This is a genomic window from Streptomyces sp. SCSIO ZS0520, from assembly GCF_025643355.1.
GTDB classification, from domain to species: domain Bacteria; phylum Actinomycetota; class Actinomycetes; order Streptomycetales; family Streptomycetaceae; genus Streptomyces; species Streptomyces physcomitrii.
This window is the reverse complement of the sequence record NZ_CP092644.1, coordinates 7051355-7069282: the sequence shown is the minus strand read 5'-3', so window position 1 is coordinate 7069282 and position 17928 is coordinate 7051355. Positions and strand designations below refer to the sequence as shown.

Here is a 17928-nt window from a genome sequence, read left to right as displayed (position 1 = left end):
CTCGGACCGTGCCCGGTCGCGGCCGGGTCCGTACTCCGCGTGTGGCAGCGCACCGACCGCCCACAGGGAGAACGAGCGTGTGCGCCGTGCGGCACGTGCCGTCCGCAGACGAGCGGACACCAGGCATTGTGCTGTGCCGACCACCTCCGGGGCACGTGGATCGGCCACGGCCCGGTGTGGACTGCGCCACTTCACGCCCTTGTGGTGCCGCTGCTCCCCCGGTCCCAAGAGGACCGCCCTTTTGGGACATTGGGCCCTCCGGGACGGTCCGTCCTCAGCGGTACGACGATCGGCCAGCCTACCTGCCGCGGCGTCCGCGGGGGCTCACGGGGCGCGGTCCGGGAGCAGCCCGCTGAGCAGGAAGGCGACCGTGCGCTCGCGCTCCGTCCAGCTGCCGGTGTCCAGTTCGACGGACTGGAGCAGGGCGCATTCGACCTGGTAGCCGTGCTCGGCGAGGTCCCGGCCGAGGAGTTCGGCCTCGTCCCGGGTGGCCGCGTGGGTCACGATCCGCTCGGGTCTGCGGTCGGCGACCGCCGAGACGACGGCCGCTCCCCCGCCGCCCACCCGTACGACATCGGGCTCGGGCAGGCTTTCGAGGATGTGCGGGGCGGTGCCCTGGACGACGCTGAGTTCGACCCCGGCCCTGCGGGCTGCGGCGGCCGTGCGCCCGCAGCTGTCCGGGTCCCGGTCGACGGCGATGACGGCGGCGCCGAAGCGCCCCGCCTCGGCGGCGAAGGCCCCGCTGCCGCAGCCGATGTCCCAGACCAGATCGCCCACCCGCGGGGCGAGCCGGGCGAGTTGGGCGGTCCGCAGCCGCTCCCCCTCGCCCTCCTTCGGGGTGCCCTCGTAGGCGCCCGCGGGCAGCACCCAGCCGCGCGGGCCGCGCCCCGGGTCGCGGCCGGCGATCCAGCCGGTGTCGGGCGCGGTGGTGCCGCCGAGGACGATGACGACGTTCGGGTCCCGCCAGCTGTGGTCGGCGGCCTTCTCCGAGGTGACCACGGTGACCTGCTCGCGCGGGGTGCCCAGCTCCTCGCAGATCACGAAGGTGCGGTGCACCTTGCCGAGGAGCAGGCCGAGTTCGGCGGGTCCGGCCCCGGGTGAGGTGAGCACGGCGACCTTGGGGTGGGCGCGGCAGACGTTGACCGCGCGGCGCAGGGTGCGGCCGTGGGCGACCACCACCTGGGCGTCGTCCCAGGGGGTCCCGGCGCGGGCGAAGGCGGTGGCGACCGAGGAGACCGCGGGGACGACCTCGACCTCCAGGCCGTAGTCGGGCGAGCGCAGGGTGCGCACCACGCCGAAGAAGCCCGGGTCGCCGTCGGCGAAGACCACGGCGGTGCCGCGGTGGCCGACGATGCGGCGGGCGGCGAGGTGCATGCTGCCGAGCCGGATGCGCTCCGCGCCGGGGGGCACCTCGGGCAGGGCCAGGTGGTGGGCAGCGCCGGCCACCAGGGTGGCCGCGGACAGGGCGCCGCGCGCCGCCTCCGTCAGCGGCGTGCCGTCCCAGCCGATCACCGTGACCCGGTCGGCCATCGTCGTCCGTCTCCTGAGGTTCAAGCGTTGTGCGGGGCAGCCGCGAGCGCGGGCACGGCGAGCGTACCTGGTGGCACCCGGTGACCCGGCACGCGGAGGGGAGCGGGGGCGCGCGGACGGGCGGCGGGGGCGGTCAGTTCCAGTCGGGGTAGGAGGCGTAGCCCCCGGCCTCGGCGAGCTGGTCGGCGACGCCCTCCAGGTCCTCCGGCAGCAGGCTCCAGACGATGAGGTCGGTACGGAACTCGCCCCAGCCGCCGTGCTCGTCCTTGCCGCGCGCTATCCAGGCACCCCGCAGCACGCCCTCGCTGATACAGCCGATCTTCTGCGCGACCTGCTGGGCGGCGGTGTTGTCGGCGGCGGTGCGCAGCTCCAGGCGCTCGAACTTCTGGTCGTGGAAGAGCCATTGGGCCACCGCGAGCACGGCCTCACAGGCATAGCCCTCGCCGCGCGCCCAGGGCGCGATGACGTACACCGCCTCGGCGGAGCGCACCCGCCAGTCGGTGTGGCGCAGCTGGACGAAGCCGACCAGGCGCTGGGTGAGGAACTCGGTGACGGCGAGCACGATCCCGCGCCCCTCGGTGCGCTCGGCGGGCGCCTCCTCGGTGAGCCAGGCCCGCGCGTCCGCCTCGGTGTAGGGGTGCGGCAGGGCGGTCCAGGAGGTGACCAGCTCGTCGTTCATCATCTCGGTGAGCGCCGGTACGTCGGGTTCCTCGAGGGCACGCAGCACCAGCCTCTCCGTACTGATGGAGATGTCGGGGAAGGTGGTCGTCATGCGGCACTCCGTAACCTTCAGGCAAGCTGAAGGGCCCAGCATGCAGCATCGCGGGCGTCAACCGCACCACGGGGGTGGGCTGTCGGCGCCGGGGCGCGCACCGGCCCCGCCGCGCGCGGGGCGGGGCGGGGCCGGGTGCCGGGGAGCGGATCAGCCGACGGAGAGCACCGAACCGGCGTACTTGTCCTTGATGAACTTCTTCACCTCGGGCGAGGTGAGGAGCTTCGCGAGCTTCTTGACCCGGGGGTCGTCCTCGTTGCCCTTCTTGACGGCCAGGAAGTTGCCGTACGGGTTGTTCTCGGTGGTCTCCAGGACCAGCGCGTCCTCGGCCGGCTTGAGACCGGCCTCGATGGCGTAGTTGCCGTTGATCACGGCCGCGTCCACGTCCTTGAGGGAGCGGGCGACCTGCGCGGCCTCCAGCTCCTTGAACTTCACCCCGCGCGGGTTCTTCGCGATGTCCTTCGGGGTGGCCTCGTTGCCGACGCCGTCCTTCAGTGTGATGACCCCGTTGGCGTCGAGGAGCTTGAGCGCGCGGGCCTCGTTGACGGTGTCGTTGGGCAGCGCGATGGTGGCGCCCTTGGGCAGCTGCTCCGCCTTCTTCGCCTTCTCGGAGTAGAGGCCGAGCGGCTCCAGGTGGACGGTGACGACCGGGGCGATGTGGGTGTTGTTCTTCTTGTTGAAGTCGTCCAGGTAGGGCTGGTTCTGGAAGTAGTTCGCGTCCACGTCGCCGTTCTCGGTGGCCGTGTTCGGCGTGACGTAGTCGGTGAACTCGCGTACGTCCAGCTTCAGTCCCGCCTTGTCGGCGAGCTTGTCCTTGACGAAGTCGAGTATCTCGGCGTGCGGTACGGGGCTCGCCGCGACCTTCAGCGGGGCGTCGGGGTCGGACTCGGAGTCGCCGCCGCAGGCGGTGAGGCCGAGGGCGAGGGCGCCGGTGGCGAGGGCCGCGGTGGTGATCCGGAGGGTGTTACGCACGAAAAGTGCCTCTTTCTGGGTGGGTGCTGCTCCCCGCCGCGGGGGGTGCGGGGCGGACTGGGTGGGACCGGAAAGGGTTCAGGGGGCCGGGAGTTCGGAGCTCTTGACCGGCTCCGGGGGCTGCCCGGCGGACTGCTCCGGGGACCGCTCGGGCGCCGCGTCCCGGTCGCGCAGGAAGCGCAGCCGGGGCGCCGGGCCCGCGTGGCCGCTGCGGCGGTGCAGGCCCCGGGCCGCGAAGTCGCCGGCGAACTGGATGACGGAGATGACGACGGCGAGCACCGCGACGGTGACCCACATCAGGTCCGACTCGAAGCGCTGGTAGCCGTAGCGCACCGCGAGGTCGCCGAGTCCGCCCGCGCCGACGGTGCCGGCCATGGCGGAGTAGCCGATGAGGGCGACGATCGTGGTGGTGGTGCTGGCGATCAGCGAGGGCAGCGACTCGGGGATCAGGACCTTGCGGACGATGGTCCAGGTGTTGCCGCCCATCGCCTGCACCGCCTCGACGAGGCCGCCGTCCACCTCCCGTACCGCCGTCTCGACGAGCCGGGCGAAGAAGGGGATGGCGCCGATGGCGAGCGGGACGATGGCGGCCTCGCGGCCGATGGTGGTGCCGGTGACCCAGCGGGTGAAGTCCATCAGGGCGACCATCAGGATGATGAAGGGCATCGAGCGGGCGACGTTCACCACCTGCCCGGTGACCTTGTTCACCGCCTGGTTGCCGAGCAGCCCGCCGCGGTCGGTGAGGACGAGCAGGATGCCGAGCGGCAGCCCGCCGACGACGGCGATCAGCGTGGACCAGCCGACCATGTAGAGGGTGTCCCAGCTCGCCTGCTCGAGGAGCGGCTGCATCTCCGACCAGGTCACTTGGTCTCCTCCTTGGCGAGCGCGGCCACCGGGGGCGCGGCGGGTCCTGCGGGCGGTGCGGCGGTCGCGTCCGGGCCGGGGGGCTCGGCGCGTTCGACCTGGAGGCCCTGCTCGCGCAGGAAGCCGATCGGCACCACGTTGTCCTCGTAGCGGCCGGGCAGTTCGATGCGCATCCGGCCGACCTGCTTGCCCGCGACGGTGTCCATGGCGGCGCCGAGGATGGAGATGTCGATGTTGTAGGTGCGGGCGAGCTGCGAGATGACGGGCCGGGTGGCGGCGTCGCCCTGGAAGGTGAGGTCGACGACGGTGCGTTCGGGGTCCTCGCCGCCGCCGCTGACCGGGAAGAGCGCGGCCGCCAGCTCCGAGCCGGGGGTGGCGAGCAGCTCGGTGACGGTGCCGGACTCGACGATCCGCCCCTCGCGCATCAGGGCGGCCGAGTCGCAGATGCTCTTCACCACGTCCATCTCGTGCGTGATGAGCAGCACGGTCAGGCCGAGCTGCCGGTTGAGGTCGCGCAGCAGCCCGAGGATGGAGCGGGTGGTCTCCGGGTCGAGGGCGCTGGTCGCCTCGTCGGAGAGGAGCACCTTCGGCTCGGCGGCGAGTGCCCGGGCGATGCCCACGCGCTGCTTCTGGCCGCCGGAGAGCTGGGCGGGGTAGGCGCGGGCCCGCTCGCCGAGGCCGACCAGGTCGAGCAGTTCGGCGGCCTTGCGGGCCCGCTCGCGGCCGGAGCGGCCGAGGATCTCCAGCGGGAGTTCGACGTTGTCCTGCACGGTGCGCGAGGACAGCAGGTTGAAGTGCTGGAAGACCATGCCGATCCGGCTGCGGGCGGCGCGCAGTTCGCGGCCGGCCCGTGGCCCGCGCCCGGCCAGGGCGGTGAGGTCCTGCCCGGCGACCGTGACGGTGCCGGAGGTGGGGCGCTCCAGGAGGTTCACGCAGCGGATGAGCGAGGACTTCCCGGCGCCGCTCTGCCCGATGACGCCGTACACCTCCCCCTCGGCGACATGCAGGTCCACGTCGTCGAGGGCGGTGATGGCGCGGCCGCGCGGACCGCCGGACCGGTAGATCTTCGTCAGGCCCGAGGTGGTGATCACAGGGTTTCCGTCACTGTCGAGTGCACGGCACGCGGGGTGCCGGGCACGGGGCGTCGGTTGCGGCACGCGGCACGGCCGACCCGCGGGGCGGGATTCCCGGGTCGTGTGCGCGGGGCCGTGCCGCCCGGCTCGGCGGAGCGGGCTGTGGCACGGGGCTCGGCGGCTCGCTTCGGGGCGCGAGTCCAGGCGGTGATGCAGGGGCCCTCAGCAGGCACACATTCGACACATACAGCGAGCACCGGGCGCCGATCGCGCCTCGGTCGCGGGGGTGCGGCTGCTCGTCGTGGTCATGCGGGCAAGTAAAGCAGACGTGCGAGCGGCGGTGACCTCGGATGCCCGTATTCCGGACAGGTTCGTCCGGCACCTGGACACCCCCGCAGGGCCCGTGCCGCGGGGCCCTCGGGGGCCGGTCGTGCGCTGGGCTTTCGCCGCCGCCCGGGCCGCTCCTGTGGTCAAGGCCACTGTCCCGTAGCCGGACAGGGGCGGGATCCGGCGCCCCCGCGCCCCGTAATAAAGTCGGCCCATGCTTGACGCCCTGACGATCGCGATCAGTGCGGCCGCGCTCGCGCTCGCCGCCTGGTGCGGTTTCGCCGCCTACCGGGATCAGCCCACCAAGGACTGGCACTTCATCGGCATGGCGGTGGTGACCCTGCTCACCGTGGTGCAGCTGATCGTCGGCATCGTCCGGCTCGCCCAGGGCCAGGAGGCGGACCAGGGCACCACGATCTTCGTCAGCTATCTGCTCGGCGCCTTCGCCTGCGTACCGGTGACCGGATTCATGTCCCTCGCGGAGCGCACCCGCTGGGGTTCGGCGACGGTGGCCGCGGGCGGCGTGGTGCTCGCGGTGCTCGAAGTGCGGCTCTACGACATCTGGGGAGGCTGAGGTGGCGACACCCGAGAAGGCCGAGGACTCCGGGTCCGGCGGCGAGGCGGCCGAGGCACCCCGCCGCAACCGCCTGATCAGCGGCCCCGGCACCCTGCTCCTCTGGGTCTACGGGGTGATGGTGGTCGGCGCGGTCTCCCGCTCCGCGGTGCAGATCTCCACCGAGTTCGACCACGCCCCGCTCGCCTACTCGCTCTCGGCGCTCGCCGGTCTGGTCTACGGATTCATCACGTACTCCCTGGTGCGCGGCGGCGAGAAGGCCCGGCGGGCGGCGCTGGTCTGCTGCGCCGCCGAACTCGTGGGCGTCCTGACCGTGGGCACCTGGACCCTGGCCGACAAGGCCGCCTTCCCCGACGCCACGGTCTGGTCGGACTACGGCATGGGCTACCTCTTCATCCCGGTACTGCTCCCGCTGACCGCGCTGTGGTGGCTGCGGCGCCCGCGGCCGGACGCGGACTGACGCCGTCGCGGGGCGGGACACGGCGAGCGGGGTTCCGGGGCGGAGCGCCGCCCGGCGCCTAGGCTGACCACGCCTTTCGCCCATGCCCGGCCCGCTCCTCGCGCACCGCCCGCAGCCGGTGGTCCGCACGGCGGGCGCGCGGCGCGTACGCCGCTTCCGGCCGCGGCCGGAGTCAGGAGATCCGCCCGTGGCCGCCCCCGTGCACTGGCTCTTCGGCGATCAGCTCGGCCCGCACTTCCTCGCCCCCGGGCCGGACGGACCCCGCCGGGACACCCCGCTGGTGATGATCGAGTCCCGGGCGGTCTTCCGCCGCCGGCGCTTCCACCGGGCCAAGGCCCATCTGGTGCTCTCGGCGATGCGCCACCGGGCGGCGGAGCTGGGCGAACGGGTCCGCTACGTACGGGCCGAGACCTACCGGGAGGGGCTGCGCGAGGCAGCCGGGGACCGGCCGGTGACCGTGCACCACCCGACCTCGCGCGCCGCCCTCGGCCTGGTGCGCTCCCTGGACCGGGTCACCGTGCTGCCCGCGCGGGGCTTCCTCGTCCCGCTGGAGGAGTTCGGCCGCTGGGCCGAGTCCCGCGAGGGTCTGCGCCAGGAGGTCTTCTACCGCTGGGTGCGCCGCGAGCACGGCCTCCTGATGGCGGGCGGGGAGCCGGAGGGCGGCCGGTGGAACCACGACCACGACAACCGGGAGCCCCCGCCGAAGGGCGCCGCCGACCTCGGTCTGCCCGCGCCCTACCGGCCCCGCGAGGACGAGATCGACGAGGAGGTCCGCCGCGACCTCGACCGCTGGGAACGCGACGGGGAGGTCTCCTTCGTCGGCCGGGACGGACCGCGCCGCTTCCCGGCCACCCGCCGGGAGGCCCTGGCCGCCCTGCGCCGCTTCCTCGGCCACCGCTTCGCGGACTTCGGGCCGTACGAGGACGCGATGCTCGCCGGGGACCCGGAGATGAGCCACAGCCTGCTCTCCTCCTCGCTCAACCTGGGGCTGCTCGACCCCCTGGAGTGCGTGGAGCGCGCCGAGTCGGCCTGGCGCGACGGCGAGGCCCCGCTGAACAGCGCCGAGGGCTTCATCCGGCAGATCGCGGGCTGGCGCGAGTACGTATGGCAGCTGTACTGGCACTTCGGCGAGGAGTACCGGCACCGCAACGCGCTCGGCCAACGCGAGCCGCTGCCCGGCTGGTTCCTCGACCTGGACGCGGACGCGGTCACCGCGCGCTGCCTCTCCGAGGTCCTCGGGCAGGTCCGCGACACCGGCTGGACCGCGCACATCCCGCGCCTGATGGTGCTCGGCAACTTCGCCCTCCAGCGCGGCTGGGACCCGGCCGCGGTCACCGACTGGTTCCACCGCTGCTTCGTGGACGGCTACGACTGGGTGATGCTGCCCAATGTGATCGGCATGTCCCAGTACGCGGACGGCGGCCGGATGGTCACCAAGCCCTATGTCTGCGGCGGCAGTTACCTCAACCGGATGAGCGACTTCTGCGGCCCCTGCGCCTACCGGCCCACCCGGCGCACCGGCGAGGAGGCCTGCCCGTACACCACGGGCTACTGGACCTTCCTGCACCGGCACCGGAGCCGCCTTGAGGGCAACCACCGCATGGCGCAGGCCGTCCGGGGGATGGACCGGCTCGGCGACCTGGCCGAGGTGCGCCGCCTGGAGGCCGGGCGCGAGGGGCCGCCGTGAGCGTCAACGGGCTTGTACGGGAAGGGACTTGTACGTGCAGGGGCTTGAGGGCGACCGTCCGTACGCCTAGGCGCTCTTGACGTACGCCCCGGCCTCCGCGCCCTTGACCAGGGTGACGACGGTGAGCCTGCTGTCCACCCGCTCGCTGCTGAGCGGGGTGTAGCCGTGCTTGCGGTACAGGCGCAGATTGCCCTCGCTGCGGTGGCCGGTGAAGAGCTGGTACCGCTTGACGGCGCCCGCCTCGCCGAGCCGGGACTCCATGGCGGCGAGCAGCCGTCCGCCGAGGCCGTGCCGCTGCATCCGGGGGTGGACGATGAGCTTGCCGATGTGCCCGGTGCCCTCGGCGTCGAGGGTGCCGCGCACGGAGGCGACCACCTCCTGGCCGAGCCGGGCCACCAGGACGGTGCCGGTGCGCAGTTCCTCCTGGACGGAGGCGAGCGGCTGGGTGAGGGGTTCGAGGGAGTAGTCGCCGTAGAGGGCGGCCTCGCTCTGGTAGCAGAGGTACTGGAGCTTGAGGATCTGCTCCGCGTCCCGCTCCCCAGCTGCCGCGATGGTCACGCTCATGCCCATCTGCACACGCCTCCGCTCACCCGTGCCTCAGGTTGTCCCCCACTCCTTTTCCCAGGCTTCGGGGGCGGCAACCTCCGCCGCCAGCATTCTGCGCAGACATCCCAGGCAACGGGAACGTTCCGGCCCCAGACTCCCCTGTGAGATACCCAACTCCCCTGCGATTTCCCGGTAGGTACGGTCCTCCGGCGACAGAAGTGCGGTGACCAGCGCGGCGCAGCGGCCGGGCAGCCGGCGGACCACCGCGTGCAGCCGGGCCCGCTGATGCGCGTTGACGGCGAGCTGCTCCGGGGTGCGGGCGGCGAGACGCTCCGTGAACTCGCCGGGCTCCGGGGCGTCCTGCGCCTCCCAGCGCGTCCGGTGCCGCCAGCCGCGGGCCTCGGCGCGGACGGCGGCGCGCAGCCAGCGGGCGGGCTCGGCGGGCGGGCCCTCGGCGGCGAGGTGCTCCAGGAGGCGCAGCCAGACGCCCTGTTCGAGGTCGGCGGGCTCGGCGCGGACCGCGGCGGCCTCGGCCGCGGCTTCGGCGGCCAGCAGGGGCCGCAGCCCGGCGTACAGCTCCTCGCGAGCCGCGGGGACATCGCGAGCCTCAGGGACATAAGGGGTGGTGCGGCAGGTCATGCCCGAAGGCACGCGGCCGCCCGGCGGTTGGTTGCCCGGGCGGCCGCGGTGCACTCCAAGGGGGTCGCGCTCAGCGCTTGTTGACGAAGTCCTCGCGGGCGAGCCGCGCGGTGTCCGGGTTGTCGGAGAAGATGCCGTCGATGCCGGTCGCGAAGTACACCTGGAAGGCGCCGAAGGCATCCCCGTAGGCGTTCGGGTCGCTGCCGCGCCGGAAGTCCGCGGGCAGGAAGGTGTTCTCGTTGCGCATGGTGTACGGGTGCAGAATCAGGTGCGCCGCGTGCGCGTCGCGGACCAGGGTGGTCGGCTCGGTCAGCTTGCCCGCGGCGTCCTTGGGGATGACCAGGTCCAGGGTGGGGCCGATGCCCTGCGCGAAGCCCGCGATCCACTTCAGGCCCTCGGGCGTGATGAGGTCGGCGACGGTGCGCGGGTCGCCGGACTCCACGAAGTCCCAGGGGCGGCTGTCGGCGGTGGACAGCAGCACGACCCGCGGGCCGGCCACCTGCTTCGCGAGCCGCTGGATGCTGCCCGGCTCGAAGGACTGGAGGAACTGGGGCGCGTTCTTCCGGTGGCGGCCGTACTTGCGCAGCAGCCGCACCAGCGGCTCCTCCAGACCGAGGCCGAGCTTCCGGAAGTACGTGGGGTGCTTGGTCTCGGTGTGCAGCCAGACGGGGCGGCCCCGCCTGCGGCCCTCGCGCTCGGCCCAGTCGAGGACCTCCTCGAAGGTGGGGATCTCCCAGCGGCCGTTGTAGAGGGTGTTGTGCTGGCGGTTGCCCGGGATGCGCTCGATCGCGCGCAGGGTCTTCAGCTCGGCCAGCGTGAAGTCCTCGGTGAACCAGCCGGTGAGCTGCACCCCGTCGACGCTCTTGGTGGTCTTGCGGGCGGCGAACTCCGGGTGCTGGGCGACATCGGTGGTGGCGGTGATGTCGTTCTCGTGACGGCAGACCAGATGCCCGTCCTTGGTGGGCACCAGGTCCTGCTCGACGACGTCCGCGCCGAGGTCGAGGGCCAGCTGGTAGGAGCCGAGGGTGTGCTCGGGCCGGTAGCCGCTCGACCCCCGGTGGCCGACGACGGTGGGCACCGGCAGCGCGTGCGCGCCCCCGCGGTCCCGGCTCGCGGCCCCGGCAGCCGAGGGCACGCCGAGGACGGCCGCCCCCGCTCCGGCCACCGCCGCGCCGAGCAGCGCCCTGCGCCCCGTACCGCCCTGCCGCGGGCCCGCGCCCCTGTCCTGCTCGCCGTCAAAGCCCTGCTTCGCCATCGGCTTTCCTTCCCTGGCTGCTGTCCTGAACCGGTTGTGGCACCTGCGAAATCGAGTCAGATCGTAGGTGCCGCCACATGGCGTACGGGATACCCGCGCCGGAACTCAGGGGTGCGGTCGGGTGACCGGCGGACGGCGGCACAAGGGCCGCGGGGCGGGCGGGACTTGGCGGACCGGGCCGGACGAAGGGGCGCGCGGGGCCGCGAACCGGGCGCCCGGGGGCGTGCGCCACGGACCGGCCGGTGTGCGCCGGAGCCCTGTCCCCGAGTAATGTCCTCACCTGCACAGACTTCGCCGTCGATCGCATGGCTCCGGAGGGTCAGTTGTCCCGTTTCGCGCTCATCAAGGCGGTTTTCGGACCGGTCATGCGCCTGATGTTCCGCACGCGGGTGGAGGGCGCGGAGCACATCCCCGGCGACGGTCCGGTGATCCTCGCCGGCAACCACCTCACCTTCATCGACTCGCTCATCCTGCCGCTGGTCTGCGAACGCCAGGTCTTCTTCATCGGCAAGGACGAGTACGTCACCGGCAAGGGCGTCAAGGGCCGCCTGATGGCCTGGTTCTTCACCGGCGTCGGCATGGTCCCGGTCGACCGGGACGGCGCGAACGGCGGGGTCGCCGCGCTGATGACCGGCCGCCGGATCCTGGAGGACGGCCGCATCTTCGGCATCTACCCGGAGGGCACCCGCTCCCCCGACGGCCGCCTGTACCGCGGCCGCACCGGCATCGCCCGGCTGACCCTGATGACCGGCGCCCCGGTCGTCCCCTTCGCCATGATCGGCACCGACAAGCTCCAGCCCGGCGGCGCGGGACTGCCCCGCCCCGGCCGGGTCACCGTCCGCTTCGGCGCCCCCATGGAGTTCTCCCGCTACGAGGGCATGGACCGCGACCGCTACGTCCTGCGCGCGGTGACCGACTCCGTGATGGCCGAGGTGATGCGCCTGTCCGGCCAGGAGTACGTGGACATGTACGCCACCAAGGCCAAGGCCGCCTGACCCGGCGCACCGGCTGATCAGTGGGGGCGGGCACCGGGTGCCCGCCCCCACCGGCGTGTCCGGCCCCGCTCCCCCACCGGCGTACCGGCCGCTCCCCGCCGGGCCCCGGATGGCGGCGCGGGCGCGGGCGGGCGAGCCTGGAGACCTCGGAGCGCGCACCCGCGAGGAACGCAAGGAGCGCGAGGCACGCGAGAAAGGGGCGCGGACGTGGCAGGCGACGGCGGCCCGGCCAACTCCCCGAAGGCCGACCCCGGCCTGCTGGGGAAGCTCCTCGACACCCTGGAGACCGGCGTCTTCGTCCAGGACGGGGCGGGCACCATCACCTCGGTCAGCCCCCGGGCGGAGGAGCTGCTCGGCCGCGGCGCCGCCGAGCTGATCGGCCGCGACGCCCACGACCATCTGCACCGCACCGAGAACGGCGCCCCCCTCCAGCGCTCCGCCTGCCGCCTCACCCAGGCCTTCCTCAGCGGCCAGACCCTGCTGTCGGGCACCGAGTGGTTCGCCCGCGGCGACGGCGGTGTCATCGCCGTGACCTGCCTGATGGCGCCCTTCGCCGATCCGCGCGAACCGGGCGGCGCCGTCCTCTTCTTCGAGGCGCCGGACCTGACCGCCGAGGGCGCCGGTTCCTCCTCCTCGGACGTGGCCGACCGGCTGGCCCTGGTCGCCGAGTCCACCACCGTGCTCACCTCCTCCCTGGACACCGACAAGGCGCTGCGGGCGCTGGTCGGCCTGATCGTGCCCCGATTGGCGGACTGGGCGGTGGTCGACCTGATCGGCGAGGAGGGCGAGGTGCGCCGGGTCGCCGTGGTCCGCTACTGGGACGGCGAGTACGTCAACATGGAGGAGTTCCTCGGCCCGCTGCCCGCGGCCTCCGGGACCTCCCGGATGCCGCTCTCCCAGGCGCTGCGCGGCGGGGCCGCCGTCCTGGTGCGCGCCGAGGACTACGCGGTGCCGCCGGACTCCCCGCTCACCGAGATCCAGCAGGACTTCTTCCGCTCCACCGGCATGCACTCGGCGGTGATCGCCCCGCTGCGGGCGATGGGCGGCACCGGCGGGCGGATCATCGGCGCGCTCACCGTCGGCCGCGCCGACCAGAAGCGGCCCTTCGGCGCGACCGATCTGGCCCTGGTCGACGACATCGCCCGCCGGGCGGGCCTCGCGGTGGACAACGCCCAGCTCTACGAGGGCCAGCGCCGGGTCGCCGAGAACATGCAGCGGCACCTGCTGCCGCCGATGCCGAAGATCCTCGGCATGGATGTCTGCGCCCGCTACGAACCGGCCCCGCACGCCTCGAAGGTGGGCGGGGACTGGTACGACGCCTTCCCGCTGCCGGACGGCTCGGTGGCGATGGTGATCGGCGACGTGGTCGGGCACGATCTGGCCGCCGCCGCGTACATGTCCCAGGTCCGCAATATGCTGCGCGCCTTCGCCTGGGGTGAGGAGACCTCGCCCGGTGCCGTGGTCTCCCGCCTGGACCGCGCCCTCGGGCACATCAGCGACGCCCCGATGGCGACCATGGTGATGGGCCGCCTCGAAGGTCCGGAGGGCGGGCCCTGGCGGCTGCGCTGGACCAACGCGGGCCACCCGCCGCCGCTGGTGGTGCGCCACGACGGCCGGACGGACTTCCTCCAGGGCGGCGCGGGCATGCTGCTCGGCACCGATCTGCCCAGCACCCGTACCGACGCGGTGACCGCGCTGTCCCCGCACTCGACGGTGGTGCTCTACACGGACGGACTCGTCGAGACGCGCAGCAGCTCGCTCCAGGACGGGCTGACCCGGCTCAGCGCGCACGCCTCCTGGCTGGCCCAGCGGCCCCTGGACGAGTTCTGCGACCGCCTGATCGACCTGACCAGGCCCGTGGACAACCACGACGACATCGCCCTCATCGCGCTCCGTCCGGTGCCGGGGGCCGGGCCGGAGAGCCGGGCCGGGTAGCCTCCCCGGCTCCGGCGGGCCGCTTCGTACGCAGGACCGCGGCGCACAGTGCCAGGGTCCCGGCGTACAGGAGCAGGTAGCCGTTGCCGTAGAGGAGTTCGAGGCCGTGCCACTCGGGCAGGGCCACCAGGCCGAGCGGGGGGCGGTCCATGCGGTGGCCGGTGAAGAAGTGCACCGGCCAGGCGAGGGTGAGCAGGGCGAAGACCGCGAGCGCGGGCACCGCGAGGCGCGGCGGCCAGGGGCGGGCGCATGCCGCGAGCACCACAAGCGGCACGAACCACACCCAGTGGTGGCTCCAGGAGATCGGCGAGACGGCCGCCCCGGTGAGTCCGCACAGGCTCAGGCCGAGCAGCGGCAGACCGCGCCGGTGCGCCGCCGCGGCGAGGGCGAGGCCGAGCGCCGCGAGCAGGAGCGCGGGCGGTCCCCACACCAGGAGGGAGGGTTCGGCGGTGTCGGTCAGCCGGGCGACGGTGCCGTGCACGGACTGGTTCATCTGGCTCGCCACCTCGCCGATGCGCTCGGACTCCAGGAAGGTGCCGCCCCAGTAGTCCAGGCTGTCGGAACCGGCGGCGAGGAAGCCGAGCCCCACGGTCGCCGCCGCGGTGGCGCTCGCGGTGGCCGCGGCCCGGTACTGCCGGGTCAGCAGCAGATACGCGACGAAGATCGCCGGGGTCAGCTTGATCCCGGCGGCGATCCCGACGCCCACGCCCCGCAGCCGCGCTCGGCCCGGGGAGCCGCCGCCCGCCAGGTCCGCCACGATGAGCAGCATCAGCGCCAGGTTGACCTGGCCCAGGTACAGCGTCCAGGCCACCGGCTCCAGCCAGAGCAGCAGCGCGGTGAGCGCCGCGCACCAGGCCCAGGCGGGGCGGCCGCGCACCCCGGCGGCGCGCAGCACGAGGAGCACGGTGCCCGCCAGCATCGCCAGGCCCACCGGGAAGACCAGGGCCTGCCAGAGGCCGAGCGGAAGAACGGTCAGCGGGGCGAAGAGCAGTGCCGCGAAGGGCGGGTAGGTGAAGGAGAACTGGCCGCCGCCCAGGCGCTGTTCGTACAGCGGGGTGCCCTCGCGCAGCGCCTGGCCGCCCGCCCGGTACACCGACAGGTCGAAGAAGTCGCTCATCACGACGAAGCCGGTCTGGTGCCAGTGCACCAGGGCGTGCAGGGCGAGCAGCGCCACCGAGAGCGGTACGGTCCACAGCGCCGCCCGGGCGGCGGGCCCGAGGCGCCCGGCCCGCGGCGCGGTCGCCGCCTCTCCCCGGCGGTTCACCGCTCGCCCCCGGCGGCGGCGCAGTCCCAGAGGCGCTCGGGGGCGCCGGGCGGTCCTGAGACGTGCTGGGAGCGGTAGCGGGCGGGCGGCACCTCGGCGCAGTGCCCGGCCACCCAGCCCTGGCGCTCCTGGGCCACCCGCCCGCCCATCGCGCCGTGGAAGCCGCCGGTCATCACATAGCGCAGCTCCCCCGAGGAGACCAGGCGGGCCAGGCCCGCGGTCGAGGGCACCGGGGCCGCGCCGGTGAAGCCGCCCATCGGCAGCACGCTGCGGCCCGCGCGGAGGTAGGGGGCGGCGGTGTTCGCGGTGGGTACGGCGAGGACGTAGCGCTCGCCGCGGTGGTGGGCCTCGGCGTAGGCGAGCAGGCCCGCGTGCGGGGCGGTCATGTTCATCGTGCCCATCTCGGGTGGGAGCCTGAGGTCAGGGGGGAAGCCGTGCAGGGCCGCCATGGCGGGGGCGGGCAGCGTGGTGCTCCGGGCCGAGACCGGGTTCAGTCCGGTCAGCCCGGTGAAGGGCCGCCCCGAGGCGGACAGCGCCCAGAGCCCCGGCCCGCAGAGCAGGGCGGCGGCGGCCAGGGCGGTCACCCGGGTCAGGACGGCGGGGGCGGCGGCCTGCCTTGTGGCCGTGACGGGATCCGGGGCGGCGAACTGGGTGGCGGCCGGGCGGGAGTCGGTGGCGGACTCGGACTCGGACTCGGACTCGGACTCGGACTCGGACTCGGCGGCAGTCTCGGAGTCAGCGGGGGTCTCGGAGTCGGCGGGGGTCCCGGCGCCGGCGGGAGTCCCGGCGCCCCGGCCCCGTAGCACCGCGGGTCCCGCCGCGAGGACGGCGGCCGCGCTCACCGCCACCGCCGCGACCAGGGTGGACTGCCACAGCGGGGCCCCGCCCCGGGCCGAGAGCACCACCGCCCAGGCGCCGCCGAGGGAGACCGCGAGCGGCAGCAGCGGTCCCGGCCGGGTGCCCGCCGTCCAGGCGCGGGCGGCGAGGATCAGGCCAGCGCCGGTGAGCGCGGCGACCGCGGGGACCAGGGCGGCCGTGTAGTACGGGTGCACGGCCCGGGCCGCGCTCAGCACCACCGCGTGCACGAGCAGCCAGGTGCCCCACAGCAGCCAGCCCGCGCGCACCGGGTCGGTCCGGGGGCGCCCGCGGCGGGCGAGCAGCCCGGCGAGCGCGGCGGCCACCGCGAGCGGCAGCAACCAGCCCACCTCGGTGCCGAGTTGGCCGCCGGTGAGCCGGAGGACGCCGGGCGGGCCCCCGAAGTCGGTGAGGAAGCTGGCGAGGGAGCCGCCGGAGAGGTCGGCCCGGTCGGTGAAGCGGCTCAGCCCGTTGTAGTGGAGGAGCATCTCCCAGACCGAGTTGTGGGCGCTGCCGTCCACATAGGGGCGGTGCTCGGCCGGGGTCAGCGCCACGGACAGCGGCCAGACGGCGCTGGCCGCGAGCACCACCGCCCCGGCGAGGGACAGCCGCCCGAGCCGCCGCCGAAGGCTCCCGGCCGCGGCCACCCCGTAGGCGAGCGCCAGCGCGGGCAGTACCAGATAGGCCGCCGCCATCTTGACGTGGAAGGCCGCCCCGACCCAGAGCGCCGCCGCGAGGAGCGGGCCCCCGCGGTCCTCCTGGAGCGCGCGGAAGCCGGAGCGGGCGGCGCAGACCAGGAAGAGCACGAGGAAGGTGTCGGGGATGTCGACCCGGGCGAGGACCACGGTGACCGGGCTCAGCGCGAAGACCGCGGCGGCGGCCACCCCGGCAGCCGGGCCCGCCCAGCGGCGTACCGCGGAGTACAGCACCGGCACGGTGAGCGCGGCGGCCAGCGCCTGCGGCAGGAGCAGCGCCCAGGTGTGCGCGCCGAAGAGCCGCACGGACAGCGCGGGGAACCACAGGGCGCCGGGGACCTTGTCGACGGTGAGGGAGCCGGCCGGGTCGTAGGCGCCGAACCAGAAGTTGCGCCAACCGCCGCTCATGGAACGGGCGGCGGCCGCGTAGTAGTAGTGCGGGTCGGTGCGGCCGACGGCCCAGAAGGCGAGCAGGAAGGCGGTCGCGGTGGCGGCGGCCACCGCCCAGGTGCTGCCGGGCACCTCGCGCACCCGGCGGGCCAGGAGGGTGCCGCCGGGCGCGGCAGGGGCGGCGCCGGTCAGCGGGCCCGTGGCGGTGCCGCTCATCCGAGGGCGGGGTTGGCGTGGGCCGGGTCGCCGAGCAGGTGCACCCGGCGCAGATGGCGCGGGGCCCGGCTGCGGAAGCGCTCCCGGCCGTGCAGCAGCGCGTGGTTGTCGGCGAGCACCACATCGCCGTCCTGCCAGGCGTGGGCGAGGGACCAGCGGGGGTCGGTGAGCGCCGCGCGCAGCCCGGCGAGCAGTTCCGGTACGTCCTCGGCCCCGACCCCGGCGAACTCGTGGGCGGGCCGGTTGAGGAAGTCCGGCTCCTCCTCGGGCGGCGGGGCGTTGAAACGCAGGGTCGGGGCGCCGGAGACCGGGTGCTCGACGAGCAGCGGGGAGACGGCCTTGCCGCCGTAGTGCACGACCTGCCCGATGCGGTAGGTCACCGTCACCTGCCGCCAGCGGTCGAGGAGTTCGGGATCCGTCTCGTCGAGCAGCCGCACCGTGTCGCAGAAGGTGGTGGCGCCGCCGTCCTCGGGTCCCGGTGCCCGCAGGCAGTGGAAGACCTGGAACTCGGGGACGAAGGGCTTGTACATCCCGTCCCAGTGGAAGGGCACGCTGGAGCAGTCGAAGATGTGGTCGGTGGGGTCCTGCGCCTCCCGCAGCTCCAGTACGTCGCCGAAGGGCCAGCTCATCACCTCGCCCCACTGCCGGCACCAGGCGGCCAACTCCTCGGCCTCGGCGGGCACTTCGTAGCCGCGCAGCAGCACAAGGCGGTGGGTGCGCACCAGTTCGCGCAGGGTGGGCACCGGCAGCTCGGTGAGCCGCTGCCCGCCGTCCGCCCGGCTGCGTACGCCGAAGGGCTCCATGGCGCTCAGCCCGGGGATCCGGGCCTGGTCGGAGGTGAGGGTCATGGGGGCTCCTGGGGTGGGGGTGGGGATACGG

At 74.1% G+C, this 17928-nt stretch carries 16 protein-coding genes; 5 read left to right on the top strand and 11 right to left on the bottom strand.

What is annotated here, in order from left to right; translation table 11 throughout:
• Nucleotides 1-324: 324 nt before the first annotated feature.
• From cbiE to MID12_RS28750, 5 genes are all read right to left on the bottom strand, one after another.
• Nucleotides 325-1530, bottom strand: coding sequence for a precorrin-6y C5,15-methyltransferase (decarboxylating) subunit CbiE (gene cbiE, locus MID12_RS28770; protein ID WP_263171866.1), 1206 nt, complete (start codon nucleotides 1528-1530; stop codon nucleotides 325-327).
• 133 nt (nucleotides 1531-1663) lie between these two features.
• Nucleotides 1664-2302, bottom strand: coding sequence for a GNAT family N-acetyltransferase (locus MID12_RS28765; protein ID WP_040255042.1), 639 nt, complete (start codon nucleotides 2300-2302; stop codon nucleotides 1664-1666).
• A 150-nt stretch (nucleotides 2303-2452) separates the two neighbouring features.
• The gene (locus MID12_RS28760) at nucleotides 2453-3274 is read right to left on the bottom strand and encodes a MetQ/NlpA family ABC transporter substrate-binding protein (protein WP_040255041.1); all 822 of its coding nucleotides are present in this window, start codon (nucleotides 3272-3274) and stop codon (nucleotides 2453-2455) included.
• Nucleotides 3275-3352: 78 nt separating this feature from the next.
• Complete coding sequence (locus MID12_RS28755; protein ID WP_263171863.1) at nucleotides 3353-4138, bottom strand: methionine ABC transporter permease; 786 nt, start codon at nucleotides 4136-4138, stop codon at nucleotides 3353-3355.
• On the bottom strand, nucleotides 4135-5229 hold the full coding sequence (locus MID12_RS28750; RefSeq protein WP_263171861.1) for a methionine ABC transporter ATP-binding protein: 1095 nt from the start codon (nucleotides 5227-5229) through the stop codon (nucleotides 4135-4137). Before MID12_RS28750 ends, MID12_RS28755 begins: the two co-directional genes overlap by 4 nt.
• Nucleotides 5230-5752: 523 nt before the next feature.
• Here MID12_RS28750 and MID12_RS28745 point away from each other — a divergent pair.
• The 3 genes from MID12_RS28745 (at nucleotide 5753) to MID12_RS28735 (ending at nucleotide 8259) form a co-directional block, all read left to right on the top strand.
• Nucleotides 5753-6112: a hypothetical protein gene (locus tag MID12_RS28745; RefSeq protein WP_040255038.1), complete on the top strand. Its 360-nt coding sequence runs from the start codon at nucleotides 5753-5755 to the stop codon at nucleotides 6110-6112.
• A 1-nt stretch (nucleotide 6113) separates the two neighbouring features.
• On the top strand, nucleotides 6114-6572 hold the full coding sequence (locus MID12_RS28740; RefSeq protein WP_040255037.1) for a hypothetical protein: 459 nt from the start codon (nucleotides 6114-6116) through the stop codon (nucleotides 6570-6572).
• A gap of 187 nt (nucleotides 6573-6759) precedes the next feature.
• Nucleotides 6760-8259 carry a cryptochrome/photolyase family protein gene (locus MID12_RS28735; protein ID WP_263171858.1) on the top strand — a complete coding sequence of 500 codons (1500 nt, stop codon included), beginning with the start codon at nucleotides 6760-6762 and terminating at the stop codon, nucleotides 8257-8259.
• A 66-nt stretch (nucleotides 8260-8325) separates the two neighbouring features.
• Here MID12_RS28735 and MID12_RS28730 read toward each other — a convergent pair whose 3' ends face one another.
• The 3 genes from MID12_RS28730 to MID12_RS28720 form a co-directional block, all read right to left on the bottom strand.
• Nucleotides 8326-8829: a GNAT family N-acetyltransferase gene (locus MID12_RS28730; protein ID WP_040255035.1), complete on the bottom strand. Its 504-nt coding sequence runs from the start codon at nucleotides 8827-8829 to the stop codon at nucleotides 8326-8328.
• A 27-nt stretch (nucleotides 8830-8856) separates the two neighbouring features.
• Nucleotides 8857-9444 (bottom strand): RNA polymerase sigma factor, encoded by a 588-nt coding sequence (locus MID12_RS28725; RefSeq protein ID WP_263171856.1) that lies wholly within the window; start codon nucleotides 9442-9444, stop codon nucleotides 8857-8859.
• A 70-nt stretch (nucleotides 9445-9514) separates the two neighbouring features.
• Complete coding sequence (locus MID12_RS28720) at nucleotides 9515-10699, bottom strand: glycerophosphodiester phosphodiesterase (protein WP_052482679.1); 1185 nt, start codon at nucleotides 10697-10699, stop codon at nucleotides 9515-9517.
• Between the two features lie 305 nt (nucleotides 10700-11004).
• On the opposite strand from MID12_RS28720, the gene MID12_RS28715 reads away from it, so the two are divergent.
• Both MID12_RS28715 and MID12_RS28710 read left to right on the top strand, forming a co-directional pair.
• Nucleotides 11005-11694 carry a lysophospholipid acyltransferase family protein gene (locus tag MID12_RS28715; protein ID WP_107071409.1) on the top strand — a complete coding sequence of 230 codons (690 nt, stop codon included), beginning with the start codon at nucleotides 11005-11007 and terminating at the stop codon, nucleotides 11692-11694.
• 207 nt (nucleotides 11695-11901) lie between these two features.
• Nucleotides 11902-13629, top strand: a complete 1728-nt coding sequence (locus tag MID12_RS28710) for a SpoIIE family protein phosphatase (RefSeq protein ID WP_263171852.1) — start codon at nucleotides 11902-11904, stop codon at nucleotides 13627-13629.
• Here the strand turns inward: MID12_RS28710 and MID12_RS28705 are convergent.
• From MID12_RS28705 to MID12_RS28695, 3 genes are read right to left on the bottom strand one after another with little or no spacing between them, the layout of a single operon-like run.
• Nucleotides 13577-14893 carry a glycosyltransferase 87 family protein gene (locus tag MID12_RS28705; protein ID WP_263171850.1) on the bottom strand — a complete coding sequence of 439 codons (1317 nt, stop codon included), beginning with the start codon at nucleotides 14891-14893 and terminating at the stop codon, nucleotides 13577-13579. The genes MID12_RS28710 and MID12_RS28705 overlap by 53 nt on opposite strands.
• Nucleotides 14890-17049: an ArnT family glycosyltransferase gene (locus MID12_RS28700; protein WP_263171848.1), complete on the bottom strand. Its 2160-nt coding sequence runs from the start codon at nucleotides 17047-17049 to the stop codon at nucleotides 14890-14892. The genes MID12_RS28705 and MID12_RS28700 overlap by 4 nt, the downstream gene beginning before the upstream one ends.
• Nucleotides 17046-17897, bottom strand: coding sequence for a TauD/TfdA dioxygenase family protein (locus MID12_RS28695; protein WP_263171845.1), 852 nt, complete (start codon nucleotides 17895-17897; stop codon nucleotides 17046-17048). The genes MID12_RS28700 and MID12_RS28695 overlap by 4 nt, the downstream gene beginning before the upstream one ends.
• Nucleotides 17898-17928: the final 31 nt, after the last annotated feature.